Source organism: Pseudomonas sp. GW823-FHT02E01 (genome assembly GCF_058797535.1).
Genome location: NZ_JBXAJS010000008.1, coordinates 120,276 through 142,714, shown reverse-complemented (window position 1 = coordinate 142,714; position 22,439 = coordinate 120,276). Strand labels below are relative to the sequence as shown.

At 60.4% G+C, this 22,439-nt stretch carries 15 protein-coding genes; 10 read left to right on the top strand and 5 right to left on the bottom strand.

Annotated features, from left to right (window positions below):
- Positions 1 to 15: 15 nt before the first annotated feature.
- Complete coding sequence (gene acnA, locus AC1RDQ_RS20190; RefSeq protein WP_492587963.1) at positions 16 to 2,757, bottom strand: aconitate hydratase AcnA; 2,742 nt, start codon at positions 2,755 to 2,757, stop codon at positions 16 to 18.
- 222 nt (positions 2,758 to 2,979) lie between these two features.
- On the opposite strand from acnA, the gene rlmM reads away from it, so the two are divergent.
- Both rlmM and tusA read left to right on the top strand, forming a co-directional pair.
- Positions 2,980 to 4,053 carry a 23S rRNA (cytidine(2498)-2'-O)-methyltransferase RlmM gene (rlmM, locus tag AC1RDQ_RS20185; RefSeq protein ID WP_057715663.1) on the top strand — a complete coding sequence of 358 codons (1,074 nt, stop codon included), beginning with the start codon at positions 2,980 to 2,982 and terminating at the stop codon, positions 4,051 to 4,053.
- A 190-nt stretch (positions 4,054 to 4,243) separates the two neighbouring features.
- Positions 4,244 to 4,495 (top strand): sulfurtransferase TusA, encoded by a 252-nt coding sequence (tusA, locus tag AC1RDQ_RS20180; protein WP_056721984.1) that lies wholly within the window; start codon positions 4,244 to 4,246, stop codon positions 4,493 to 4,495.
- 126 nt (positions 4,496 to 4,621) lie between these two features.
- Here the strand turns inward: tusA and AC1RDQ_RS20175 are convergent, their stop codons facing one another.
- Positions 4,622 to 6,016 (bottom strand): MATE family efflux transporter, encoded by a 1,395-nt coding sequence (locus tag AC1RDQ_RS20175; protein WP_492587962.1) that lies wholly within the window; start codon positions 6,014 to 6,016, stop codon positions 4,622 to 4,624.
- Between the two features lie 255 nt (positions 6,017 to 6,271).
- Between AC1RDQ_RS20175 and pdxB the strand changes: the two genes are divergently transcribed.
- On the top strand, positions 6,272 to 7,414 hold the full coding sequence (gene pdxB, locus AC1RDQ_RS20170; RefSeq protein ID WP_057715661.1) for a 4-phosphoerythronate dehydrogenase PdxB: 1,143 nt from the start codon (positions 6,272 to 6,274) through the stop codon (positions 7,412 to 7,414).
- A gap of 248 nt (positions 7,415 to 7,662) precedes the next feature.
- On the opposite strand, the gene AC1RDQ_RS20165 is transcribed toward pdxB, so the two are convergent.
- The gene (locus AC1RDQ_RS20165; RefSeq protein ID WP_057715660.1) at positions 7,663 to 7,842 is read right to left on the bottom strand and encodes a PA1571 family protein; all 180 of its coding nucleotides are present in this window, start codon (positions 7,840 to 7,842) and stop codon (positions 7,663 to 7,665) included.
- 251 nt (positions 7,843 to 8,093) lie between these two features.
- Between AC1RDQ_RS20165 and AC1RDQ_RS20160 the strand changes: the two genes are divergently transcribed.
- Positions 8,094 to 9,881 (top strand): ABC transporter transmembrane domain-containing protein, encoded by a 1,788-nt coding sequence (locus tag AC1RDQ_RS20160; RefSeq protein WP_492588007.1) that lies wholly within the window; start codon positions 8,094 to 8,096, stop codon positions 9,879 to 9,881.
- A gap of 99 nt (positions 9,882 to 9,980) precedes the next feature.
- Here the strand turns inward: AC1RDQ_RS20160 and AC1RDQ_RS20155 are convergent, their stop codons facing one another.
- Positions 9,981 to 11,909 carry a transglycosylase SLT domain-containing protein gene (locus tag AC1RDQ_RS20155; protein WP_057715658.1) on the bottom strand — a complete coding sequence of 643 codons (1,929 nt, stop codon included), beginning with the start codon at positions 11,907 to 11,909 and terminating at the stop codon, positions 9,981 to 9,983.
- A 215-nt stretch (positions 11,910 to 12,124) separates the two neighbouring features.
- On the opposite strand from AC1RDQ_RS20155, the gene AC1RDQ_RS20150 reads away from it, so the two are divergent.
- Positions 12,125 to 14,044, top strand: a complete 1,920-nt coding sequence (locus tag AC1RDQ_RS20150) for an ATP-binding cassette domain-containing protein (protein WP_008022990.1) — start codon at positions 12,125 to 12,127, stop codon at positions 14,042 to 14,044.
- Between the two features lie 183 nt (positions 14,045 to 14,227).
- Here the strand turns inward: AC1RDQ_RS20150 and AC1RDQ_RS20145 are convergent, their stop codons facing one another.
- Positions 14,228 to 14,668, bottom strand: a complete 441-nt coding sequence (locus tag AC1RDQ_RS20145) for a universal stress protein (protein ID WP_046041383.1) — start codon at positions 14,666 to 14,668, stop codon at positions 14,228 to 14,230.
- Between the two features lie 104 nt (positions 14,669 to 14,772).
- On the opposite strand from AC1RDQ_RS20145, the gene AC1RDQ_RS20140 reads away from it, so the two are divergent.
- From AC1RDQ_RS20140 to topA, 5 genes are all read left to right on the top strand, one after another.
- Positions 14,773 to 15,210, top strand: a complete 438-nt coding sequence (locus AC1RDQ_RS20140) for a hypothetical protein (RefSeq protein WP_090454096.1) — start codon at positions 14,773 to 14,775, stop codon at positions 15,208 to 15,210.
- A gap of 619 nt (positions 15,211 to 15,829) precedes the next feature.
- Complete coding sequence (fadB, locus tag AC1RDQ_RS20135) at positions 15,830 to 17,977, top strand: fatty acid oxidation complex subunit alpha FadB (RefSeq protein WP_057715656.1); 2,148 nt, start codon at positions 15,830 to 15,832, stop codon at positions 17,975 to 17,977.
- 29 nt (positions 17,978 to 18,006) lie between these two features.
- A complete protein-coding gene (gene fadA, locus AC1RDQ_RS20130; protein WP_008023006.1) occupies positions 18,007 to 19,182 on the top strand; it encodes an acetyl-CoA C-acyltransferase FadA in 1,176 nt (391 codons plus the stop codon).
- Positions 19,183 to 19,277: 95 nt separating this feature from the next.
- Positions 19,278 to 19,514, top strand: coding sequence for a DUF1653 domain-containing protein (locus AC1RDQ_RS20125; protein ID WP_057715655.1), 237 nt, complete (start codon positions 19,278 to 19,280; stop codon positions 19,512 to 19,514).
- Positions 19,515 to 19,628: 114 nt separating this feature from the next.
- Complete coding sequence (topA, locus tag AC1RDQ_RS20120) at positions 19,629 to 22,256, top strand: type I DNA topoisomerase (RefSeq protein ID WP_492587961.1); 2,628 nt, start codon at positions 19,629 to 19,631, stop codon at positions 22,254 to 22,256.
- Positions 22,257 to 22,439: the final 183 nt, after the last annotated feature.

Genomic DNA, 22,439 nt, shown 5'->3' with positions numbered 1-22,439 from the left:
TTTGTCAGCGGTCGGTCAAGACGCGATCAACTGCCGCAACACATAATGCAGAATCCCTCCGGACTTGAAGTACTCCACCTCATTGAGTGTATCGATGCGGCACAACACCTCGATCTTCTCGCGGCTGCCGTCTTCGCGGGTGATGACCAGCGTCAGGTTCATCCGTGGCGTCAGCTCGACGCCGGTCAAGCCGAGGATGTCCAGGGTTTCGCTGCCGCCCAGTTTCAGGCTCTTGCGGTTCTGATCCAGCTTGAATTGCAACGGCAGCACGCCCATGCCCACCAGGTTGGAGCGGTGAATCCGTTCAAAGCTTTCGGCGACGACCGCTTTCACCCCCAGCAGGTTGGTGCCCTTGGCCGCCCAGTCGCGACTCGAGCCGGTGCCGTATTCCTGGCCGGCGATCACCACCAGCGGCGTGCCCGAAGCCTGATAGCGCATGGCGGCGTCGTAGATCGACATTTTTTCCCCGGTGGGAATGTAGCGGGTGTTGCCGCCTTCTTCGCCGCCGAGCATTTCGTTGCGTATGCGAATGTTGGCGAAGGTGCCGCGCATCATTACTTCATGGTTGCCACGCCGCGAGCCGTAGGAATTGAAGTCCCGCGGTTCCACGCCTTTGTCGCGCAGGTATTGTCCTGCCGGGCTGTCGACCTTGATGTTGCCGGCCGGGGAAATGTGGTCGGTGGTCACCGAGTCGCCGAGCAGTGCGAGGATCCTGGCGCCGCTGACATCCTTGACCACGGGCGCTGGGCCGCCGATGTCGTCGAAGAACGGCGGGTGCTGGATGTAAGTCGAGTCGTCCTGCCAGACATAGGTCGCCGCCTGCGGAACCTTGATTGCCTGCCATTGTTCGTCACCGGCAAACACTTCGGCGTACTCCTTGTGGAACATGGCGGTGTTGACCTGATTCACGGCGTCGGCAATTTCCTTGCTGCTTGGCCAGATGTCCCGCAGGTACACCGGTTTGCCGTCCTTGCCATCGCCCAGAGGCTCGCGGCTGAGGTCGGTGCGCACCGTGCCGGCCAGCGCATAGGCCACCACCAGTGGCGGGGAGGCCAGCCAGTTGGTTTTCACCAATGGATGCACCCGCCCTTCGAAGTTGCGATTGCCCGAGAGCACGGAGGCCACGGTGAGGTCGGCTTGCTGGATGGCTTTCTCGATGGGCTCCGACAGCGGCCCGGAGTTGCCGATGCAAGTGGTGCAGCCATAGCCGACCAGGGCAAAGCCCAATTCATCGAGGTACTGGGTCAGGCCGGCCGCCTTGTAGTAGTCGGTGACCACTTTCGAGCCGGGGGCCAGCGAGCTCTTCACCCAGGGTTTGCGTTGCAGGCCTTTTTCCACGGCCTTCTTTGCCACCAGCCCGGCGGCCATCATCACGCTGGGGTTGGAGGTGTTGGTGCAGGAGGTGATCGCGGCGATGACCACGGCGCCGTTTTTCAGGCGATAGGTCTGGCCTTCGTAATCGTAATCGGCTTCGCCGGCCATATCGGCATTGCCGACGGCAACACCGCCACCGCCTTCACTTTCCAGGCGGCCTTCTTCCTTGCTGGTGGGCTTGAATTGCAGGTCGGTGAAGTCGCTGAACGCTTGCGCGACATTCGGCAGCGTCACCCGGTCCTGCGGGCGTTTCGGCCCCGCGAGGCAGGCTTCGACGCTGCCCATGTCCAGCGCCAGGCTGTCGGTGAACACCGGTTCCTGGCCGGGCAGGCGCCACAGGCCCTGGGCCTTGCTGTAGGCCTCGACCAGTTGCACCGTTTCCGGGGGCCGGCCGGACAGGCGCAGGTATTCCAGCGTGATGTCGTCCACCGGGAAGAAACCGCAGGTGGCGCCGTATTCCGGGGCCATGTTGGCGATGGTCGCGCGGTCGGCCAGGGGCAGGTCGGCAAGGCCGTCGCCGTAGAATTCGACGAATTTGCCCACCACGCCTTTCTTGCGCAGCATCTGGGTCACGGTCAGCACCAGGTCGGTGGCGGTGATGCCTTCCTTGAGCTTGCCGGTGAGTTTGAAACCGATGACTTCGGGAATCAGCATCGACACCGGTTGCCCGAGCATCGCCGCTTCCGCCTCGATACCGCCGACACCCCAGCCAAGCACGCCGAGGCCGTTGATCATGGTGGTGTGGGAATCGGTGCCAACCAGAGTGTCCGGGAAGGCGTAAGTGCGGCCGTCCTCGTCCTTGGTCCAGACCGTGCGGCCGAGGTATTCAAGATTCACCTGGTGGCAGATCCCGGTGCCCGGCGGCACCACGCTGAAATTGTCGAAGGCACTCTGGCCCCAGCGCAGGAACGCATAGCGCTCGCCATTGCGCTGCATTTCAATGTCGACGTTCTGCTCGAAGGCGCTGCTGCTGGCGAACTTGTCGACCATCACCGAGTGGTCGATCACCAGGTCCACCGGCGACAGCGGGTTGATCCGTTGCGGATTGCCGCCGGCCTTGGCCATCGCCGCGCGCATCGCGGCCAGGTCGACCACCGCCGGTACGCCGGTGAAGTCCTGCATCAGCACCCGCGCGGGGCGGTACTGGATCTCGCGGTCGGAACGACGCTCCTTGAGCCACGCGGCCAATGCCTTGAGGTCGGCACCGGTGACGGTTTTTTCGTCCTCCCAGCGCAGCAGGTTTTCCAGCAGGACTTTCAACGACATCGGCAACTTGTCCAGATCACCCAGGCTTTTGGCGGCCTCGGGCAGGCTGAAGTAGTGGTAGGTCTTGTTGCCGACTTGCAGGGTCTTGAGCGTATTCAGGCTATCGAGGGACGGCATTGCGATCACTCCTTTGAGTCCGCACGGCTACGGACTGAGGGGATGGGCAGAACATTAAACCTAGCTCTGTTTTCAGTAGCTGGCTAATAACCGGGTTCTATCGACAAGCTCCAGCTTCCGATCTCGGCTATCATGCGCCGGTTTTCGTGACAGGCTTTGCTTCAGGGCAAGCGGTCTCTCTTTGTGGGAGCGAGCTCGCTCCTACAGGGTCCAGGAGTATTAATGAACACCCTCTTTATGCATTGCCGGCCGGGCTTCGAAGGCGAAGTCTGTTCCGAGATTTCCGACCTCGCCGCGCGCTTGAACGTGGCCGGTTATGCCAAGGCCAAGGCGGCTACTGCCTGCGCCGAGTTTGTCTGCACCGAAGAAGACGGCGCCGAGCGCCTGATGCGCGGGCAGCGTTTTGCCGAGCTGATCTTCCCGCGCCAATGGGCCCGGGGGATTTTCATCGATCTGCCGGAAACCGACCGCATCAGTGTGATCCTCGCCCACATGGCGGACTTTCCGCTGTGCGGCAGCCTGTGGCTGGAAATGGTCGACACCAACGACGGCAAGGAACTGTCGAACTTCTGCAAGAAATTCGAAGTGCACCTGCGCAAGGCGCTGATGGCGGCCGGCAAGCTGGTGGAAGATGCCCACAAGCCGCGTTTGCTGCTGACGTTCAAGAGCGGTCGTGAAGTGTTCATGGGCCTGGCGGAGTCGAACAACTCGGCGATGTGGCCGATGGGCATTCCCCGTTTGAAGTTCCCCCGCGAGGCGCCGAGCCGCTCGACCCTCAAGCTGGAAGAGGCCTGGCACCACTTCATCCCGCGCGACCAGTGGGACGAGCGCCTGCATGGTGACATGACCGGCGTTGACTTGGGGGCCGCCCCTGGTGGCTGGACCTGGCAACTGGTCAACCGTGGCATGCTGGTGACCGCCATCGACAACGGCCCGATGGCCGAAAGCCTGATGGACACCGGTCTGGTGCAACATCTGATGGCCGACGGTTTCACCTTCAAGCCCAAGCAGCCGGTGGACTGGATGGTCTGCGACATCGTCGAGAAGCCGGCGCGCAATGCCGCGATGCTGGAAGAGTGGATCGGCGACGGCCATTGCCGCGAGGCGGTGGTCAATCTCAAGCTGCCGATGAAACAGCGCTATGCCGAAGTGAAGCGTTTGCTCGAGCGCATTGCCGATGGCTTCAAGGCCCGGGGTATCAAGGTCGAGATTGGCTGCAAGCAGCTGTACCACGACCGCGAGGAAGTGACCTGCCATTTGCGTCGACTGGACGTGAAGAAACCCAAGTCCCGCTGAAACACCGCAATCCCCTGTAGGAGCGAGCCTGCTCGCGATGGACCTGAGAGCACCACGGGGTGTCAGGTCCCCGCGTCATCGTTGACGATCATCGCGAGCAGGCTCGCTCCTACAAGGGGGCGGCGTAATGCCACAGATGACGTTACACCCGGCAATGCGCGACAATGCCGGCCAGTTTCAGGAGTGAATCATGAGTGAAATGCTTGATACGCCGGTAGACGGCACCCTCGACGCCACCGGCCTCAATTGCCCCGAGCCGGTGATGATGCTGCACCAGCACATCCGTGATCTGGTGCCCGGCGGCCTGCTCAAGGTGATCGCCACTGACCCGTCGACCCGTCGCGATATTCCCAAGTTCTGTGTGTTTCTCGACCATGAACTGGTGGCACAGCACGAAGATGAGGGCACCTACCTCTACTGGATTCGCAAGAAGTCTGTTTAACCAACAACCCCCCTGTAGGAACGAGCTTGCTCGCGAAAATAACGAAGGCGCCGTTGGGCATCTGGTTTTCGCGCGTTATCGTTCACGACCTTCGCGAGCAAGCTCGCTCCTACAGGGTTGTGGCGATCAACCCTGGCTGTTACGAATCCGCCGGCGCGCACTGAGCGTCAGTCGGATCGACAGCATCAGCGCCGCACAGCTCAAACCGGCAATCAACCCTTCCCACAGCCCGCTCGGGCCGCTGGCCGGACCGAACCAATCGGTCAGTCCCAGCACGTAGCCGACCGGCAGGCCGATGCCCCAATAGGCGAACAAGGTCAGGATCATCGTCACCCGGGTGTCCTGGTACCCACGCAGCGCGCCGGCGCAGATCACCTGGATGGCATCGGAAAACTGATACAGCGCGGCATACACAATCAACATCGACGCAATCTGGATCACGGCCTTGTCAGGCGTGTAGATCGAGGCGATAGGTTCGCGCAGGAGCAGGATCAGTGCCGCCGAGAACGCCGCGAACACCAGTGCCGCGCCTAGCCCGACCTTCGCCGCGAAGCGCGCCTGCCAAGGATTGCCGGCCCCCAGTGCCTGGCCGACCCGCACGGTCACCGCCATGCCCAGCGAGTAAGGAATCATGAACAGCAACGAGCTGATATTCAGGGCGATTTGATGCCCTGCCACCACGGTGGAGCCGAGACTGCCGATCAACAGGGCGATGACCGCGAAGATGCTGGACTCGGCGAAGACGGCGATACCGATCGGCAGGCCAATGCTGACCAGGCGCTTGATCACGGCCCATTTCGGCCGGTCGAAGTGCACCAGCACACGGGTGCGGGCATAGAACGGGGCCCAGAAGGTCCAGCCGGCCATGCTCAACGCCATGAACCACATCACGATGCCGCTGGCCCAGCCGCAACCGACGCCGCCCAGGGCCGGTGCGCCGAAATGGCCATAGATCAACGTGTAGTTCAGCGGGATGTTCAGCAGTAGGCCGCACAAGCCGATGACCATGCTCGGACGGGTCCGACCCATGCCATCGCTGTAGCAGCGCAGCACGTAATAGAACGCCATGCCCGGCAAGCCGAAGGCGATTCCGTGCAGGTAACCCATGCTCGGCTCGATCAATTGCGGATCGACTTTCATCCAATGCAGGATCGGCTCGGCGCCGAGCAACAGGCCGCTGCCGATCAACCCGACACACAATGCGAGCCACAGCGCCTGGCGGACCAGCGGGCCGATTTCGTCAAACTGCCCGGCGCCAAAGCGTTGCGCGACCTTGGGTGTGGTTGCCAGCAGGACGCCGGACATCAACAGGTAGACCGGAATCCAGATCGAATTGCCCAGGGCCACCGATGCCAGGTCCCGCGGGCTGACGCGGCCGGCCATCACCGCATCGACGAAGCCCATGGCCGTGGTGGCCAGTTGCGCGATCATGATCGGCAGGGCCAGGCCGAGCAGGCCCTTGAGTTCCAGGCGAACCGGGGTCGTGCGTGGGGCGGCGGTAGTGTCAGTCACGGAATTCACAAGCGAAGCGTCCAGAGGTTTTGATGCGCAGGGCTGCGCATTCTACGCGTTGACGCTTCGGTCAGGAAAAGACTGTGTTGGGTATTTGTAATCGCTCCGCTCTCTCTGTAGGAGCGAGCTCGCTCGCGATGAATGTGAGGGCGCCGCGTTCATTCAGGCAGCCCTCGTTATCGTTAACGCCCATGGCGAGCATGCTCGCTCCTACACAGAGATGAATTCTGCGCCTACACTGCCAACCCGCCAAAGGAGCCTGCCATGCTGATTGTTGCCGACGAAAATATCCCTCTGCTCGATGCCTTCTTCGAAGGCTTCGGTGAAATCCGCCGGGTACCGGGTCGCGCCATCGACCGTGCCACGGTCGAGCAGGCCGATGTGCTGTTGGTGCGCTCGGTGACCAACGTCAATCGCGCGCTGCTCGAGGGCAGCAAGGTGCGCTTTGTCGGTACGTGCACCATCGGCACCGATCATCTGGACCTGAATTACTTTCAGCAGGCCGGTATCACCTGGTCCAGCGCGCCGGGCTGCAATGCCCGTGGTGTGGTCGACTATGTGCTCGGCAGTCTGCTGACCCTGGCCGAAATCGAGGGTGTCGACCTGACCCGGCGTACCTACGGCGTGGTCGGTGCCGGCGAAGTGGGTGGACGCCTGGTCAAGGTATTGCAAGGCCTGGGCTGGAAGGTGCTGGTGTGCGATCCGCCACGGCAAACTGCGGAAGGTGGAGACTACGTCAGCCTCGAGCAGATCATCGACGAGTGCGACGTCATCAGTCTGCACACGCCATTGACTAAACAGGGTCAGCAATCGACCTGGCATTTGTTCGATGAAAAACACCTGAACCAGCTCAGGTCCGGCACCTGGCTGATTAATGCCAGTCGCGGGCCGGTGGTCAACAATGCAGCACTGCGCGACGTGCTGCTGGAGCGCGAAGACCTGCAAGCGGTGCTCGATGTCTGGGAAGGCGAGCCTGAAGTCGACGTGGCGCTGGCCGAACTCTGCGTGCTGGCAACGCCACACATTGCCGGCTACAGCCTCGACGGCAAGCAGCGGGGCACCGCGCAGATTTATCAGGCCTATTGCGATTTCCTTGGGCAGCCAGCCCGGGTCAGCCTGGGCGATTTGCTGCCGGCGCCGTGGCTGTCGCACGTGACCCTCAATGCGCAAAGTGACCCGGCCTGGGCGTTGGCGATGCTGTGCCGTGGCGTGTATGACCCGCGACGTGACGATGCGGACTTCCGTCGCAGCCTTGTCGGCAGTGTCAGCGAACAGCGAGCGGCATTTGATGCGTTGCGCAAGAATTATCCTTCGCGTCGAGAGATCGACGGATTGCAGGTGCGGATCGAGGGGGATGCGCCTGAGTTGCAGAGGATTGTGGCGGCGTTGGGGGCAACGGCAGTCTGATAGACCGCGGTGGCCCCTTCGCGAGCAAGCCCGCTCCCACACAGGATCTATATGCACCACAAATCCCCTGTAGGAGCGAGCCCTGCTCGCGATGGTCGTCAACGATGACGCGGGAAACCTGACACCCCGTGGTGCTCTCAGGTTCATCGCGAGCAAGCTCGCTCCTACAGAGAGGGGGTAATTGTCTTTTTTGCCGGCAATAAAAAACCCGGCCAACAATGGGCCGGGTCAAGAAGACGGTGGCTACATCACTTTTGTTTGGCAGGTTTGACCAATCGCTTATCCAGTTCGCTGCAAGCTTTCTGGATCATTTCTTCAGTGATCGGTACTTCGCGACCCTGCTCGTCAATAATCGAGCAACCCAGAGACTGGTCTGGTTGCGTGCGGATCACTTGAATCTTGTCATCGCTGCTGTGTTGCAAGGACATGGCCTGTCTCCTCATCAGGTTGTGTGCTTACTGTAGAACCGCCAGGTGACCGGGCTATGACAACTCCCTGCGATCTTTCCTGGGGGGCAGAACCAGTCCACCAGAAATGCCACCACGTGGCTACCCGAACTTTAGACCAATAGCGTCTAGCCTCTAGTGTTGGCGGACATAATTAACCCGACTCATTGTGATTTGCAGCAAGCCACCCCATTGAGCGGTATAGGCTGACCCTAATGATTGCCTTGTCCAGGATGATTACGATGCTCTCTGCCCGTCACCGCCGTGCCATTCGCCTGGCCAGTCGCTTCATCGCGCCATATCGCTGGCAGGCCTTTGGCGCCTTGCTGGCGCTGATCGTCACCGCTGGCATCACCTTGTCCATGGGGCAAGGCATCCGCCTGCTGGTGGACGAGGGGTTCATGACCCAGTCACCGCATCTGCTCAATCAGTCCATCGGTCTGTTCATGTTACTGGTGGCGGGATTGGCGATAGGAACCTTTGCACGGTTTTACCTTGTGTCGTGGATCGGCGAGCGCTGCGTCGCCGATATCCGCCGCAACGTGTTCAATCATCTGATTTACCTGCACCCGGGGTTTTACGAAGACAATCGCAGCTCGGAAATCCAGTCCCGCCTGACCGCCGACACCACGCTGCTGCAATCGGTCATCGGTTCTTCGCTGTCATTGTTCCTGCGCAATTTGCTGATGGTGATCGGTGGGATCGTCCTGCTGTTCATCACTAACCCCAAACTCACCAGCATCGTGGTGGTTGCCTTGCCCCTGGTGATCGCGCCGATCCTGATCTTCGGACGCCGGGTGCGTAACCTCTCACGCCTGAGTCAGGACCGGATTGCCGATATCGGCAGTTATGTGTCCGAAACCCTGGGGCAGATCAAGACCGTGCAGGCCTACAACCATCAGGCCCAGGACGAGCGACGGTTTGCCGTGACGGTGGAAGAGGCGTTCAACACCGCGCGCAAGCGCATCTTCCAGCGGGCCTGGCTGATTACCCTGGTGATCGTGTTGGTCTTGGGTGCGGTCGGGGTGATGCTCTGGGTTGGTGGCATGGACGTCATCGCCGGGCGAATTTCCGCTGGCGAGCTGGCGGCGTTCGTGTTCTACAGCCTGATTGTCGGCAGCGCGTTCGGCACGTTGAGCGAAGTGATTGGCGAGTTGCAGCGGGCAGCCGGCGCGGCCGAGCGGATTGCCGAGTTGCTGCGTTCGGAAAACATCATCTTGCCGCCGGTGGCGGACGCGGTGAAGCTGCCGGAGCGGGTCAATGGCCAACTACAACTACACAATGTGCGTTTTTCCTACCCGTCGCGGCCGGAAAATTATGCTGTCGACGGGTTGAGCCTGACCGTCAATGCCGGTGAGACGCTGGCGCTGGTCGGGCCATCGGGGGCCGGAAAATCCACGGTGTATGACTTGCTGCTGCGTTTTTACGACCCGGCCGAGGGGCGCATCCTGCTCGATGGCGTGCCGTTGACTCAACTCGACCCGCTGGACCTGCGTCGCTGTTTTGCCCTGGTGTCGCAAACCCCGGCGCTGTTTTTCGGCAGCATTGAAGAAAACATTTGCTACGGCAATCCGCAGGCGACGTTGGCCGAGGTACAGGAAGCGGCAAAAGTCGCTTACGCCCATGACTTTATCGAAGCCATGCCCAATGGTTACCAGACTCATCTGGGGGACGGTGGCCTCGGCTTGTCCGGCGGCCAGCGCCAACGCCTGGCCATTGCCCGTGCGTTGCTGGTGGACGCGCCGATCCTGCTCCTGGACGAGGCCACCAGCGCCCTCGACGCCCAAAGCGAACACCTGATCCAGCAGGCGCTGCCGAGCCTGATGAAAAACCGGACCACCCTGGTGATCGCCCATCGCCTGGCCACGGTGAAAAACGCCGACCGAATTGCGGTGATGGACCAGGGGAAACTGGTGGCGGTGGGCACGCATCTGGAGCTGATTGCCAGCAATGCGTTGTATGCGCGGTTGGCGGCGTTGCAGTTCAGTGATGGATTGATTAACGCTGGGGAACTCTTGTAGGAGCGAGCCTGCTCGCGATGGTCGTCAACGATGACGCGGGATGCCTGACACCCAGCGGCACTCTAATGTCCATCGCGAGCAGGCTCGCTCCTGCAGTGATCATTGATCGTCGAAATACCGCTCATGCCAATCCACGATTGGCTGCGGCGAGTTGAGCTTCTCGCCATAGATCACCGAATACGACAGCACGTTTTGCACGTACTGGCGGGTTTCGTCGAACGGAATGCTTTCCACCCACACGTCGAAACTCAAGTGATCGGCACCGCGCAGCCATTGGCGCACTCGGCCCGGGCCGGCGTTGTAGGCGGCGGAGGCGAGGACGCGGTTGCCGTTGAACTGGCTGTGCACCTGGCTCAGGTATGCGGCGCCGAGCTGGATGTTCTTGTCCGGGTTGAACAGTTGCTGTGGCGAGCTATAGGGAATGCTGAACTTGCGTGCGGTTTCCTTGGCGGTGGCGGGCATCAGTTGCATCAGGCCCGAGGCGCCGACCCCGGAGCGGGCATCTTCCATGAAGGCGCTTTCCTGGCGAGTGATGGCGAATGCCCAGCTCGGATGCAGGCCGCGATTCTTCGCTTCACGCACCAGCGTGTTGCGGTGGGCCATCGGGAAACGGATATCCAGATCGTCCCAGTACTGCGCCTGGCTGATGGTGCGAATGGCCGGGAAGTACCATTTCAGGTCGTAGGCCAGTTTGGCCTGGGCGACCATTTCGTCGCGGCTGAAGTGACGGCTGACGTGGTACCACTCGCGGCGCCCGTCGACGATTTGCCCGCGAGCGTGGAACTCCAGGGCGCGACGTATGCCGGGAGTGTTGCGCACTTTGTTGATCAGCGCCTGGCTCATCACCAGCGGCTTGTTATTCAGCGAATAGGGTGACTGCGAGCGATCCGCCGCGAGGAACCCATAAAAGTCGCGCTCACGAGCCACGCTTCGATACAGGGTCTGGGCTTCCGGGTTCTGCGGTTGCGCCAGCTCCAGGGTGCGGGCCTGCCAGTAACGCCAGCGGTTGGTGGTGGCCAGGTCCTGGGGCAGGCGGCGGGTCAACTGATAGGCATCGTCCCAGCGCGCCAGGCGCAGGAGCAGGCGCAAGCGCCATTCGGAAACCGTGTTGTCGCGCAGTTCCGGATCGTATTTGGTCATGACGTCCAGGGCTCGACTGTCGAAACGTTTGGCGAGAGTCAGCCCGATTTCCCGGGCGATCGCCACTTTTTCATCCCGGGAGAAATGCATGCTGCTGGCGTAACCGTCGAGCAGATTCATGGCCCTGTCCGGGTCCTGACGAGCCAGGCGGCGCAGGCCGAGGCTGACCACGTCGGACATGGCTTCATCGGCCGGGGTAAAGCGTGACGGCTGGTTGAGCAGTTCCGGTTTCTGCGCCACGTCCACCAGCAAGCGGCCGCGAGGGGCGAGGGTGGTCATGCCGTTGATCAGGCTGTTGGCCAGGGGATAGTTGCGCGCCTGGGCGGCGAGTTTGGCGCGTTCCCAACGCTTTTGCTCGGTCAACTGGCCATCGGCGGCCCACATGCCGAACAGGGCATCGCAGGCTTCGGGCTGGGATTTACCGGTCAGCCAGAGTTTTTCAGTGTTGGCGTAACCTTCGGCTTTGAGGTTGTGGCTGATCTGGTACTGCGCATTCAGGCAGTCCAGTTCGGTGAAGTTCATTTTCGGGTCGTAGTACTTGACGAAGGTCGCCCAGTCGCCCCGTTCCGCCAGCCAGCGCAACCAACGCAACTTCATCCAGTTGGCCTGGGGCAGGTCGCCGTGTTCGGCGAGGAATTTCTCGATTTCGGCGTTGCTCGCGGTTTTCAGGCGCGCGGTCAGTTCGTCGTACGCCAGGTAGGGTTCCAGCGGATAATCGGCGAGGGCCTGGCTGTAACGGAAATACGGGCCGCTATCACCCTTGGCCAGGGCGCGCTTGGCTTCATCGTAATACTGGCGTTGGGTGGACAGGTCCACCGCCTGGGCGGATTGGACGGCAGCGGCAGACAGTAAAAAAGCAGATAAAAGATTGAAAAGGCGACTGCGCATGAGACGTCCGGGCAGAGAAAAATCATGACAAGCGCGGGCCAGGCCCGCGCTGAATTGTCTGTAGCTTAGCCTTTTGCCAGCAGCCGGTGAAAGCTTTGCGGGTCTTCCCGCATCAGTTCGCAACATTTGTCATGCAGAGTGCTACGAGAGTGAAATTGCCGGCCTTCTGAAGCCTCAAGTCAGGTAGAATGCGCGCCCGGTTTTTGGAGAAGCTCATGACCCTGCTCAAATTCAGCGATGTGTCCCTTGCTTTCGGCGCTATGCCGTTGTTGGACAAGGTGTCCTGGCAGATCGCCCGTGGTGAGCGGGTGTGCATCATCGGCCGCAACGGCACTGGCAAGTCCAGCATGATGAAGCTCGTCAAGGGCGACCAGAAGCCCGATGACGGCTCCGTTTGGCGCGCACCCGGGCTCAAGATCGGCGAATTGCCGCAAGAATTGCCGGTGGCCGACGAGCGGACAGTGTTCGACGTGGTGGCCGAAGGCCTCGACGGCGTTGGCGCCTTGCTCGCCGAATATCACCACCTGAGCCAGAACATCGTCACTGACGCCGATCTGGACAAGCTGATGCACGTCCAGCACGACCTCGAAGCCCGCGATGGCTGGCGCTTGCAGACCCTCGTCGACAGCACCTTGAGCCGCCTGCAACTGCCGGCCGACAAGACCCTCGCCGAGTTGTCCGGCGGCTGGCGTCGTCGCGTCCTGCTGGCCCAGGCCCTGGTGTCCGAGCCGGACCTGCTGCTGCTCGACGAACCGACCAACCATCTGGACATCGGTGCCATCGCCTGGCTTGAAGAAGCGCTGAAGGATTTCCAGGGCGCCGTGCTGTTCATCACGCACGACCGTTCTTTCCTGCAGAACCTGGCAACCCGCATCCTCGAACTGGATCGCGGCGGCCTGATCGACTGGAACGGCGACTACGCCAGTTTCCTCGTGCACAAAGAAGCCGCACTGGCCGCCGAAGAAACCGCCAACGCGTTGTTCGACAAGCGCCTGGCCCAGGAAGAAGTGTGGATTCGCCAGGGCATCAAGGCCCGTCGTACCCGCAACGAAGGCCGCGTACGTGCGCTGAAAGCCTTGCGTGTCGAGCGCAGCGAGCGTCGTGAGCGTACCGGCAAGGCCAATATCCAGCTGGAAACCGCCGACAAGTCCGGCAAGCAGGTGATGGTCCTCGATAATGTGAGTTTCGCTCACCCGGACGGTCCGTTCCTGATCAAGGACTTCTCCATGGTGCTGCAGCGCGGCGACCGTATCGGTCTGCTCGGCGCCAACGGTACCGGCAAGACCACGCTGCTGAAGCTGATGCTCAGCGGTTTGCAGCCAACCAGCGGCAAAGTGGAAGAGGGCACCCGGATCGATGTCGCCTACTTCGACCAGTTGCGCCATCAGCTGGACCTGGAAAAAACCGTGATCGACAACGTCGCCGAAGGTCGCGACTTCATCGACATCGACGGCCAGAGCCGCCATGTGCTGAGCTACCTCGGCGACTTCCTGTTCAGCCCCCAGCGTGCGCGTACGCCGGTCAAGGCGCTGTCCGGTGGTGAGCGTGCCCGTCTGTTGCTGGCCAAGCTGTTCAGCAAGCCGGCGAACCTGCTGGTGCTCGACGAACCGACCAACGACCTCGACGTCGAAACTCTCGAATTGCTTGAGGAGGTCCTGCTGACCTTCAACGGCACCGTACTGATGGTCAGCCACGACCGGGCATTCCTCGATAACGTGGTCACCAGTACCCTGGTCTTCGAAGGTGAAGGCAAGGTGCGCGAGTACGTCGGTGGCTACCAGGACTGGCTGCGCCAGGGCGGCTCGCCGCGCCTGCTGGGCGTGACCGAGAGCAAGTCCGGCAAGGCCGACCTGAACTCCGCGGTGGTGAAGGCCGAGCCTGCGCCGGTTGCGGCAGCTGTCGAAGCGCCAGTGGCGAAGAAAAAGCTAAGCTACAAATTGCAGCGCGAACTGGAAGCGTTGCCGGGGCAGATCGAGGCCATGGAGCAGCAGATTGCCGCCGTTGAAGCACAGATGGCGGATGCCGGCTTCTATCAGCGTCCGGCGGCCGAAACGGCTGCGGTGATTGCTCAATTGGAGCAGTTGCAGGCTGAACTCGACATCATGGTCGAGCGTTGGGCCGAGCTGGATGCCTGATTGACCCGGTAACAAAAAAAGCCCGGCGTTCAGTGATGAACGCCGGGCTTTTCATATGAAATGCAATCCCCCTGTAGGAGCGAGCTTGCTCGCGATGAACTTGAGAGCGCCGCGGGGTGTCAGGCTTCCCGTGTCATCGTTGACGACCATCGCGAGCAGGCTCGCTCCTACAAGGGTGTGTTGTCAGCTTTTGTTTTGCAGACGCACCGCCAGCACATCACAAGGCGCGCCATGCAGCACGTCATTGGCGGTGGAGCCCAGCAACAGTGCCAGACCATGCCGGCCATGGCTGCCCACCACGATCAGGTCGCAGGTTTGCTCCTTGGCCAGGTGGTGGATCTCCTGGCGTGGCTGTCCGTAGGTCAGGTGGCTGTATTCCCTGGAGAGCTCCGGGTATTTCAGGATCAAGCGGTCAAGGCGCTCCTTGGCTTGATCGAACTGCTGCTGTTGCAGTTGTGACAGGTCCATCGGCACGTCGCCGCCGAAGGCCATCGCCATCGGCTCGACAATGTGCACCAGCGACAATTTCGCACCGTTGCTCACCGACAGTTCGCGAGCGCGGTGAATCACAGGGTCGCACTCTTCGGTCAGATCTACAGCGACCAGAATATGGTTGTAGGGCATGAGGTGCTCCTCCTGAGGGATGCAATATTGGTAAGTATGGCTGGTTTCAAGCGCATTGGTTCCAAAGTGACACAATGGGCTCATTCAAATTCGGGAGTACAGATATGACGGTCTGGATAGTGGTGTCAATCCTGCTGGTGGTGCTGAGTCCGCTGGCATGGTTGCGGCCGTCGCGAGTTCAGAGCGGGCGCATCGCCTTGCGGATGGAGGCTCGGCGCATCGGGCTGGCCATGCAATTGGCGCCTCAGGAGTGGCCGCACTGGCTCAGCCAGGAGCCGCCGAGCCCCTGCGCCCAGTACCATCGTCCTCGCCGTGGCAATCAGCCGGCGTGCTGGAGTTACTGGCAAAAATCACCGGGTGTCTGGGTCAATCAATGGCAGGAAATCTGTGAAGACAGGGCACTGCTCGATCATTTCGAAAAATTGCCGGCCAACGTCTACAAAGTCGAGGCGGACAAGCAAATGATCACGTTGTACTGGGGCGAGAAGGGCGAGGCCGAGGTGTTGCAGCAGATCGACGCCACCCTCAAAGCCCTCGCCTGAAACCCGATCCCCTGTAGGAGCGAGCCTGCTCGCGATGAACCTGAGAGCGCCGCGGGGTGCCAGGCTTCCCGCGTCATCGTTGACGTCCATCGCGAGCGAGCTCGCTCCTACAGGTGTTTTTCGCAGGCAATAAAAAGCCCGACATTCATCATCGGGCTGGAGTTGGCCAGGCAGGCCGGTAAAAACGGTGTTGGCTGATCTTACGCTGGGCATTCGCCAAAAGCGTTCAAAATTTTCCCCTGGGTTCCGCCAGCGTAGCTTGTTAAACACGGGCTGCAGCGAATTAGGGCGAACTTTCTAACAATTGATTCTATGAATGACCTTGCATGCTCAAGCGTGTTTAAGGTCTTCGCAGTACGGATATGACCGGAAAGTCGCGTTTCAACCCGTGTTTCGGGCGATTGACAATTGTCGGAAATTCCGTGAAGGTGACGTACCCAAATCAAACGGGCGTATGAATTGAGCGTTTGTATTTCAGACCGCTCCTACAGAATCCCGACTATCGCGTTGGCGGGTGTGCCGGGGGAATGGGCGTAGCATTGACGATCAACGTCCCTGCCAAGCCGTTCGCCTGCGTCCGACGTGTACTGTTCAGCTTCCATATCGTGGAGATCAGTTGATGATTTACGAAGGTAAAGCCATCACGGTTAAGGCTCTTGAAAGTGGCATCGTCGAACTGAAGTTCGACCTCAAGGGTGAGTCCGTCAACAAGTTCAACCGTCTAACCCTGAACGAACTGCGTCAGGCCGTAGACACCATCAAGGCAGATGCTTCGATCAAGGGCGTGATCGTCAGCAGTGGCAAGGACGTGTTCATCGTCGGCGCCGACATCACCGAATTTGTCGACAACTTCAAGCTGCCGGATGCAGAACTTGTTGCTGGCAACCTCGAAGCCAACAAGATTTTCAGCGATTTCGAAGACCTCAACGTCCCGACCGTCGCCGCGATCAATGGCATCGCGTTGGGTGGCGGTCTGGAAATGTGCCTGGCGGCGGACTACCGCGTCATGTCCACCAAGGCCAAGATCGGTCTGCCGGAAGTCAAGCTGGGCATCTACCCGGGCTTCGGCGGTACTGTGCGCCTGCCGCGCCTGATCGGTGCCGACAACGCCATCGAATGGATCGCCGCCGGCAAGGAAAACCGTCCTGAAGACGCGCTGAAAGTCGGCGCCGTCGACGCCGTGGTTGCTCCTGAGCAACTGCAGGATGCCGCGCTGGAACTGATCAAGCGCGCCATCTCCGGCGAGTTCGACTACAAGGCCAAGCGCCAGCCGAAGCTGGAAAAGCTGAAGCTGAACGCCATCGAACAAATGATGGCTTTCGAAACCGCCAAGGGTTTCGTGGCCGGCCAGGCTGGTCCGAATTACCCGGCGCCGGTTGAAGCGATCAAGACCATCCAGAAAGCCGCGAACTTCGGTCGCGACAAGGCGCTGGAAATTGAAGCTGCAGGTTTCGTCAAACTGGCCAAGACCTCTGCTGCGCAGAGCCTGATCGGCTTGTTCCTGAACGATCAGGAACTGAAGAAAAAGGCCAAGGCCTACGACGAAATCGCCAAGGACGTGAAGCAGGCCGCCGTACTGGGCGCCGGCATCATGGGTGGCGGTATCGCCTATCAGTCGGCCTCCAAAGGCACGCCGATCCTGATGAAGGACATCAACGAGCACGGTATCGAGCAGGGTCTGGCCGAAGCCGCCAAACTGCTGGTCGGCCGCGTTGATAAAGGTCGCATGACCGCCGCGAAAATGGCTGAAGTGCTCAACGGCATCCGTCCAACCCTGTCTTACGGCGACTTCGGTCACGTGGATCTGGTGGTCGAAGCGGTCGTCGAGAACCCGAAGGTCAAGCAAGCGGTACTGGCCGAAGTTGAAGACAAGGTCAAGGAGGACACCATCCTGGCGTCCAACACCTCGACCATTTCCATCACCTTGCTGGCCAAGGCCCTCAAGCGTCCGGAAAACTTCGTCGGCATGCACTTCTTCAACCCGGTGCACATGATGCCGCTGGTGGAAGTGATCCGTGGCGAGAAGTCCAGCGAGCTGGCTGTTGCCACCACCGTTGCCTACGCCAAGAAAATGGGCAAGAACCCGATCGTGGTCAATGACTGCCCGGGCTTCCTGGTCAACCGCGTCCTGTTCCCGTACTTCGGCGGTTTCGCCAAGCTGGTCAGCGCCGGTGTGGACTTCGTCCGTATCGACAAGATCATGGAAAAATTCGGCTGGCCGATGGGCCCGGCGTACCTGATGGACGTGGTCGGCATCGACACCGGTCACCACGGTCGCGACGTAATGGCTGAAGGTTTCCCGGACCGCATGAAAGACGACCGTCGCTCGGCCGTTGACGTGCTCTACGAAGCCAAGCGCCTGGGCCAGAAGAACGGCAAGGGCTTCTACGCCTACGAGACCGACAAGAAAGGCAAGCAGAAGAAAGTGGCCGATCCTTCGGTACTGGAAGTGCTCAAGCCGATCGTTTACGAGCAGCGCGAAGTCACCGACGAAGACATCATCAACTGGATGATGATCCCGCTGTGCCTGGAAACCGTGCGTTGCCTGGAAGACGGCATCGTCGAAACTGCTGCCGAAGCCGACATGGGTCTGGTCTACGGTATTGGTTTCCCTCCATTCCGTGGCGGTGCGCTGCGTTACATCGATTCGATCGGTGTGGCAGAGTTCGTTGCCCTGGCTGACCAGTACGCTGATTTGGGCGCGCTGTACCACCCGACCGCGAAGCTGCGCGAAATGGCCAAGAACGGCCAGAGCTTCTTCGGTTAAGCGCCCCCAACTAGAGTGAGAGTGAACTTATGAGCTTGAATCCTAGAGACGTCGTGATTGTCGACTTCGGTCGTACTCCGATGGGCCGCTCCAAGGGCGGCATGCACCGCAACACCCGTGCCGAAGACATGTCGGCGCACCTGATCAGCAAACTGCTGGAACGTAACGTCAAGGTCGACCCGAACGAAGTCGAAGACGTGATCTGGGGCTGTGTGAACCAGACCCTGGAGCAGGGCTGGAACATCGCGCGCATGGCGTCGCTGATGACCCAGATCCCGCACACCTCGGCCGGCCAGACCGTCAGCCGTCTGTGTGGCTCGTCGATGAGTGCGCTGCACACTGCCGCGCAAGCAATCATGACCGGCAACGGTGACGTTTTCGTGGTTGGTGGCGTCGAGCATATGGGTCACGTGAGCATGATGCACGGTGTCGATCCGAACCCGCACATGTCGCTGTACGCGGCGAAAGCCTCGGGCATGATGGGCCTGACCGCGGAAATGCTGGGCAAGATGCACGGCATCACTCGCGAGCAGCAGGACGCTTTCGGCGTGCGCTCCCACCAGCTCGCCCACAAGGCGACCGTGGAAGGCAAGTTCAAAGACGAAATCATCCCGATGCAGGGCTACGACGAGAACGGTTTCCTGAAAACCTTCGACTACGACGAAACCATTCGTCCGGAAACCACCCTGGAAAGCCTGGCGGCTCTGAAGCCGGCGTTCAATCCGAAGGGCGGCACCGTGACAGCCGGTACCTCGTCGCAGATCACCGATGGTGCCTCGTGCATGATCGTGATGTCGGCGCAGCGTGCACAGGATCTGGGTATCCAGCCTCTGGCGGTGATTCGTTCGATGGCAGTGGCAGGTGTGGATCCGGCAATCATGGGCTATGGTCCAGTACCGGCCACACAAAAAGCACTGAAGCGCGCGGGTCTGGGCATTTCCGACATCGACTTCTTCGAGCTCAATGAAGCTTTCGCCGCACAGGCCCTGCCAGTGCTGAAAGATCTGAAAGTACTCGACAAGATGAACGAGAAGGTTAACCTGCACGGCGGCGCGATCGCCCTGGGCCACCCGTTCGGTTGCTCCGGTGCGCGTATCTCCGGCACTTTGCTCAATGTGATGAAGCAGAATGGCGGTACCTTCGGGGTAGCCACCATGTGCATTGGTCTCGGCCAAGGCATCTCCACCGTCTTCGAACGCGTTTAAGCGTCTCGTTGATGGAAGCCGGGGCCAAGTGCCCCGGTTTTTGTTTTTCCGGATTTATTTTTTTATTTTGAAAAAATTTGAGTGAGGGCCAAAGCATGCCGATACAACCTGGGCTCTACCAACATTACAAAGGTCCGCAGTACCGCGTATTCAGTGTTGCGCGGCATTCGGAAACCGAAGAAGAAGTGGTCTTCTACCAAGCCCTGTATGGCGATTACGGCTTTTGGGTGCGTCCCTTGAGCATGTTCCTGGAGTCCGTCGAGGTTGACGGCGAACAGGTGCCACGCTTTGCTTTGGTGCAGGCCGAACCGAGCGTTTTTCCGCAGCCATAAGGGGAGTGCGCGCAGAGCCCTGCGCTTGACCTCATCTTGTAGCCACTATATATAGCGGTGCCGCGTCAGGCGCCAACCGCCTTTCACTTCTCGAATTCAGGAATTTTCTGATCCATGGGCAAATCGCTGGTCATTGTGGAATCCCCGGCTAAGGCCAAGACCATCAACAAGTATTTGGGCAACGAATACGTGGTGAAGTCGAGTATCGGCCATATCCGAGACCTGCCCACCAGCGGTTCGGCTAGCGCCAGCAAAGAGCCAGCCGCCAAGCGCGGCAAGGCCGCTGCGGGTGAAGCGCCGGCACTGTCGCCGAAAGAAAAAGCGCGCAAGCAGCTGGTCGCGCGCATGGGTGTCGATCCGGATCATGGCTGGAAAGCCAAGTACGAGATCCTCCCGGGCAAGGAAAAAGTCATCGAAGAGCTGCGCCGGCTCGCCAAGGATGCTGACACCATCTATCTCGCAACCGACTTGGACCGCGAGGGGGAAGCCATTGCCTGGCACCTGCGCGAAGCCATCGGTGGTGACGACACCCGCTACAAACGCGTGGTGTTCAACGAAATCACCAAGAAGGCGATTCAGGAAGCCTTCTCGAAACCAGGTGAGCTGGATATCGACCGCGTCAACGCCCAGCAGGCGCGTCGTTTCCTCGACCGCGTGGTGGGTTACATGGTTTCGCCGCTGCTGTGGGCCAAGATCGCTCGCGGTCTGTCCGCCGGTCGCGTGCAGTCGGTTGCCGTGAAGCTGGTGGTCGAGCGCGAACGTGAAATCCGCGCGTTCATCCCGGAAGAGTACTGGGAAGTTCACGCCGACCTTGGCACCGCAAAAGGCGCGACCGTGCGCTTCGATGTGGCCCGCGAGAAAGGCGAAGCCTTCAAGCCGCTCAATGAAACCCAGGCCATGGCCGCGCTGGAGAAGCTCAAGGCTTCCAGCTACAGCATCGTCAAGCGCGAAGACAAGCCGACCAGCAGCAAGCCGTCGGCACCCTTCATCACGTCCACCTTGCAGCAAGCCGCAAGCAATCGCCTGGGCTTTGGTGTGAAGAAGACCATGATGATGGCCCAGCGTCTTTACGAAGCTGGCTACATCACTTATATGCGTACCGACTCCACCAACCTTTCGGTTGATGCCGTGGCGATGGCGCGTGCCTATATTGAAGGCGAATTCGGCAAGAAATACCTGCCGGAAACCCCGAACGTCTACAGCAGCAAGGAAGGCGCACAAGAGGCTCACGAAGCGATTCGTCCGTCCGATGCCAATACCGAGCCAAGCAAGCTGTCGGGCATGGAGCGTGACGCTGAGCGCCTCTACGAGCTCATCTGGCGCCAGTTCCTCGCCTGCCAGATGCTGCCGGCGCAATACCTGTCGACCACGGTCACTGTCGGTGCCGGCGACTTCGAGCTGCGCGCCAAGGGCCGCATCCTGAAGTTCGACGGTTACACCCGCGTCATGCCGCAAATCGCCAAGCCAGGCGATGACGACGTGCTGCCGGACATGGCCCAGGGCGACGCGATGAAGCTGATCAAGCTTGATCCAACCCAGCACTTCACCAAGCCGCCGGCGCGTTACTCGGAAGCCAGCCTGGTAAAAGAAATGGAAAAACGCGGCATCGGTCGTCCTTCGACCTACGCGGCGATCATTTCGACCATTCAGGACCGCGGCTACGTGGCGCTGCACAACCGTCGTTTCTATTCGGAAAAGATGGGCGACATCGTCACCGAGCGTCTGGCCGAGAGTTTCTCCAACCTGATGGACTACGGCTTCACCGCGGGCATGGAAGAGCATCTCGATGACGTGGCCCAGGGCGAACGCGACTGGAAAAACGTGCTCGACGAGTTCTACGGCGACTTCAAGAAGAAACTCGAAGTAGCCGAAAGCCCGGAACACGGCATGCGGGCCAATCAGCCCGTCATGACTGATATTCCGTGCACCACCTGCGGCCGGCCGATGCAGATCCGTACCGCGTCGACCGGCGTGTTCCTCGGTTGCTCGGGCTACAGCCTGCCGCCGAAAGAGCGCTGCAAGGCCACCGTCAACCTGGTGCCGGGCGATGAAATCGCTGCGGACGACGAGGGTGAATCGGAGTCGCTGGTGTTGCGTGGCAAGCATCGCTGCCCGATCTGCAGCACGGCGATGGACGCCTACCTGCTCGATGAGAAGCGCAAGCTGCACATCTGCGGTAACAACCCGGATTGCGATGGCTACGAAATCGAAGAGGGCACCTATCGCATCAAAGGCTATGAAGGTCCGAGCCTGGAGTGCGACAAGTGCGGTAGCGAGATGCAGCTCAAGACCGGCCGTTTCGGCAAGTTCTTCGGTTGCACCAATGCCACCTGCAAGAACACCCGCAAACTGCTGAAGAGTGGTGATGCGGCGCCGCCGAAGATGGATCCGGTGAAGATGCCTGAGCTGAAGTGCGAAAAGGTCAACGACACCTACATTCTGCGCGACGGTGCATCCGGTCTGTTCCTGGCGGCCAGCCAGTTCCCGAAAAACCGCGAGACTCGTGCTCCATTGGTGATGGAAATCATCCCGCACAAGGATGAGATCGATCCGAAGTATCACTTCCTCTGCGAAGCACCGAAGAAAGATCCGGATGGCCTCCCAGCTGTGATTCGTTACAGCCGCAAGACCAAGGAGCAGTACGTGCAGACCGAAGTTGACGGTAAGCCGACTGGCTGGAAAGCGTTCTACGACGGCGGCAAGTGGGCGGTCGAAGACAAGCGTCCGGCAGCCAAGGCTTAAAAAACTGTAGGAGCGAGCTTGCTCGCGATGGTCGTCAACGATGACGCGGGCCTTCAGAATGCCCGCGTTGCTCTCAGGTCCATCGCGAGCAAGCTCGCTCCTACAGTCAGTGCGCAAGGCCGCATGAGAACCCTCGGGTTTTCATGCGGCCTTTTTGTTTTGTGCTTGCGGTCGGATCGGCTG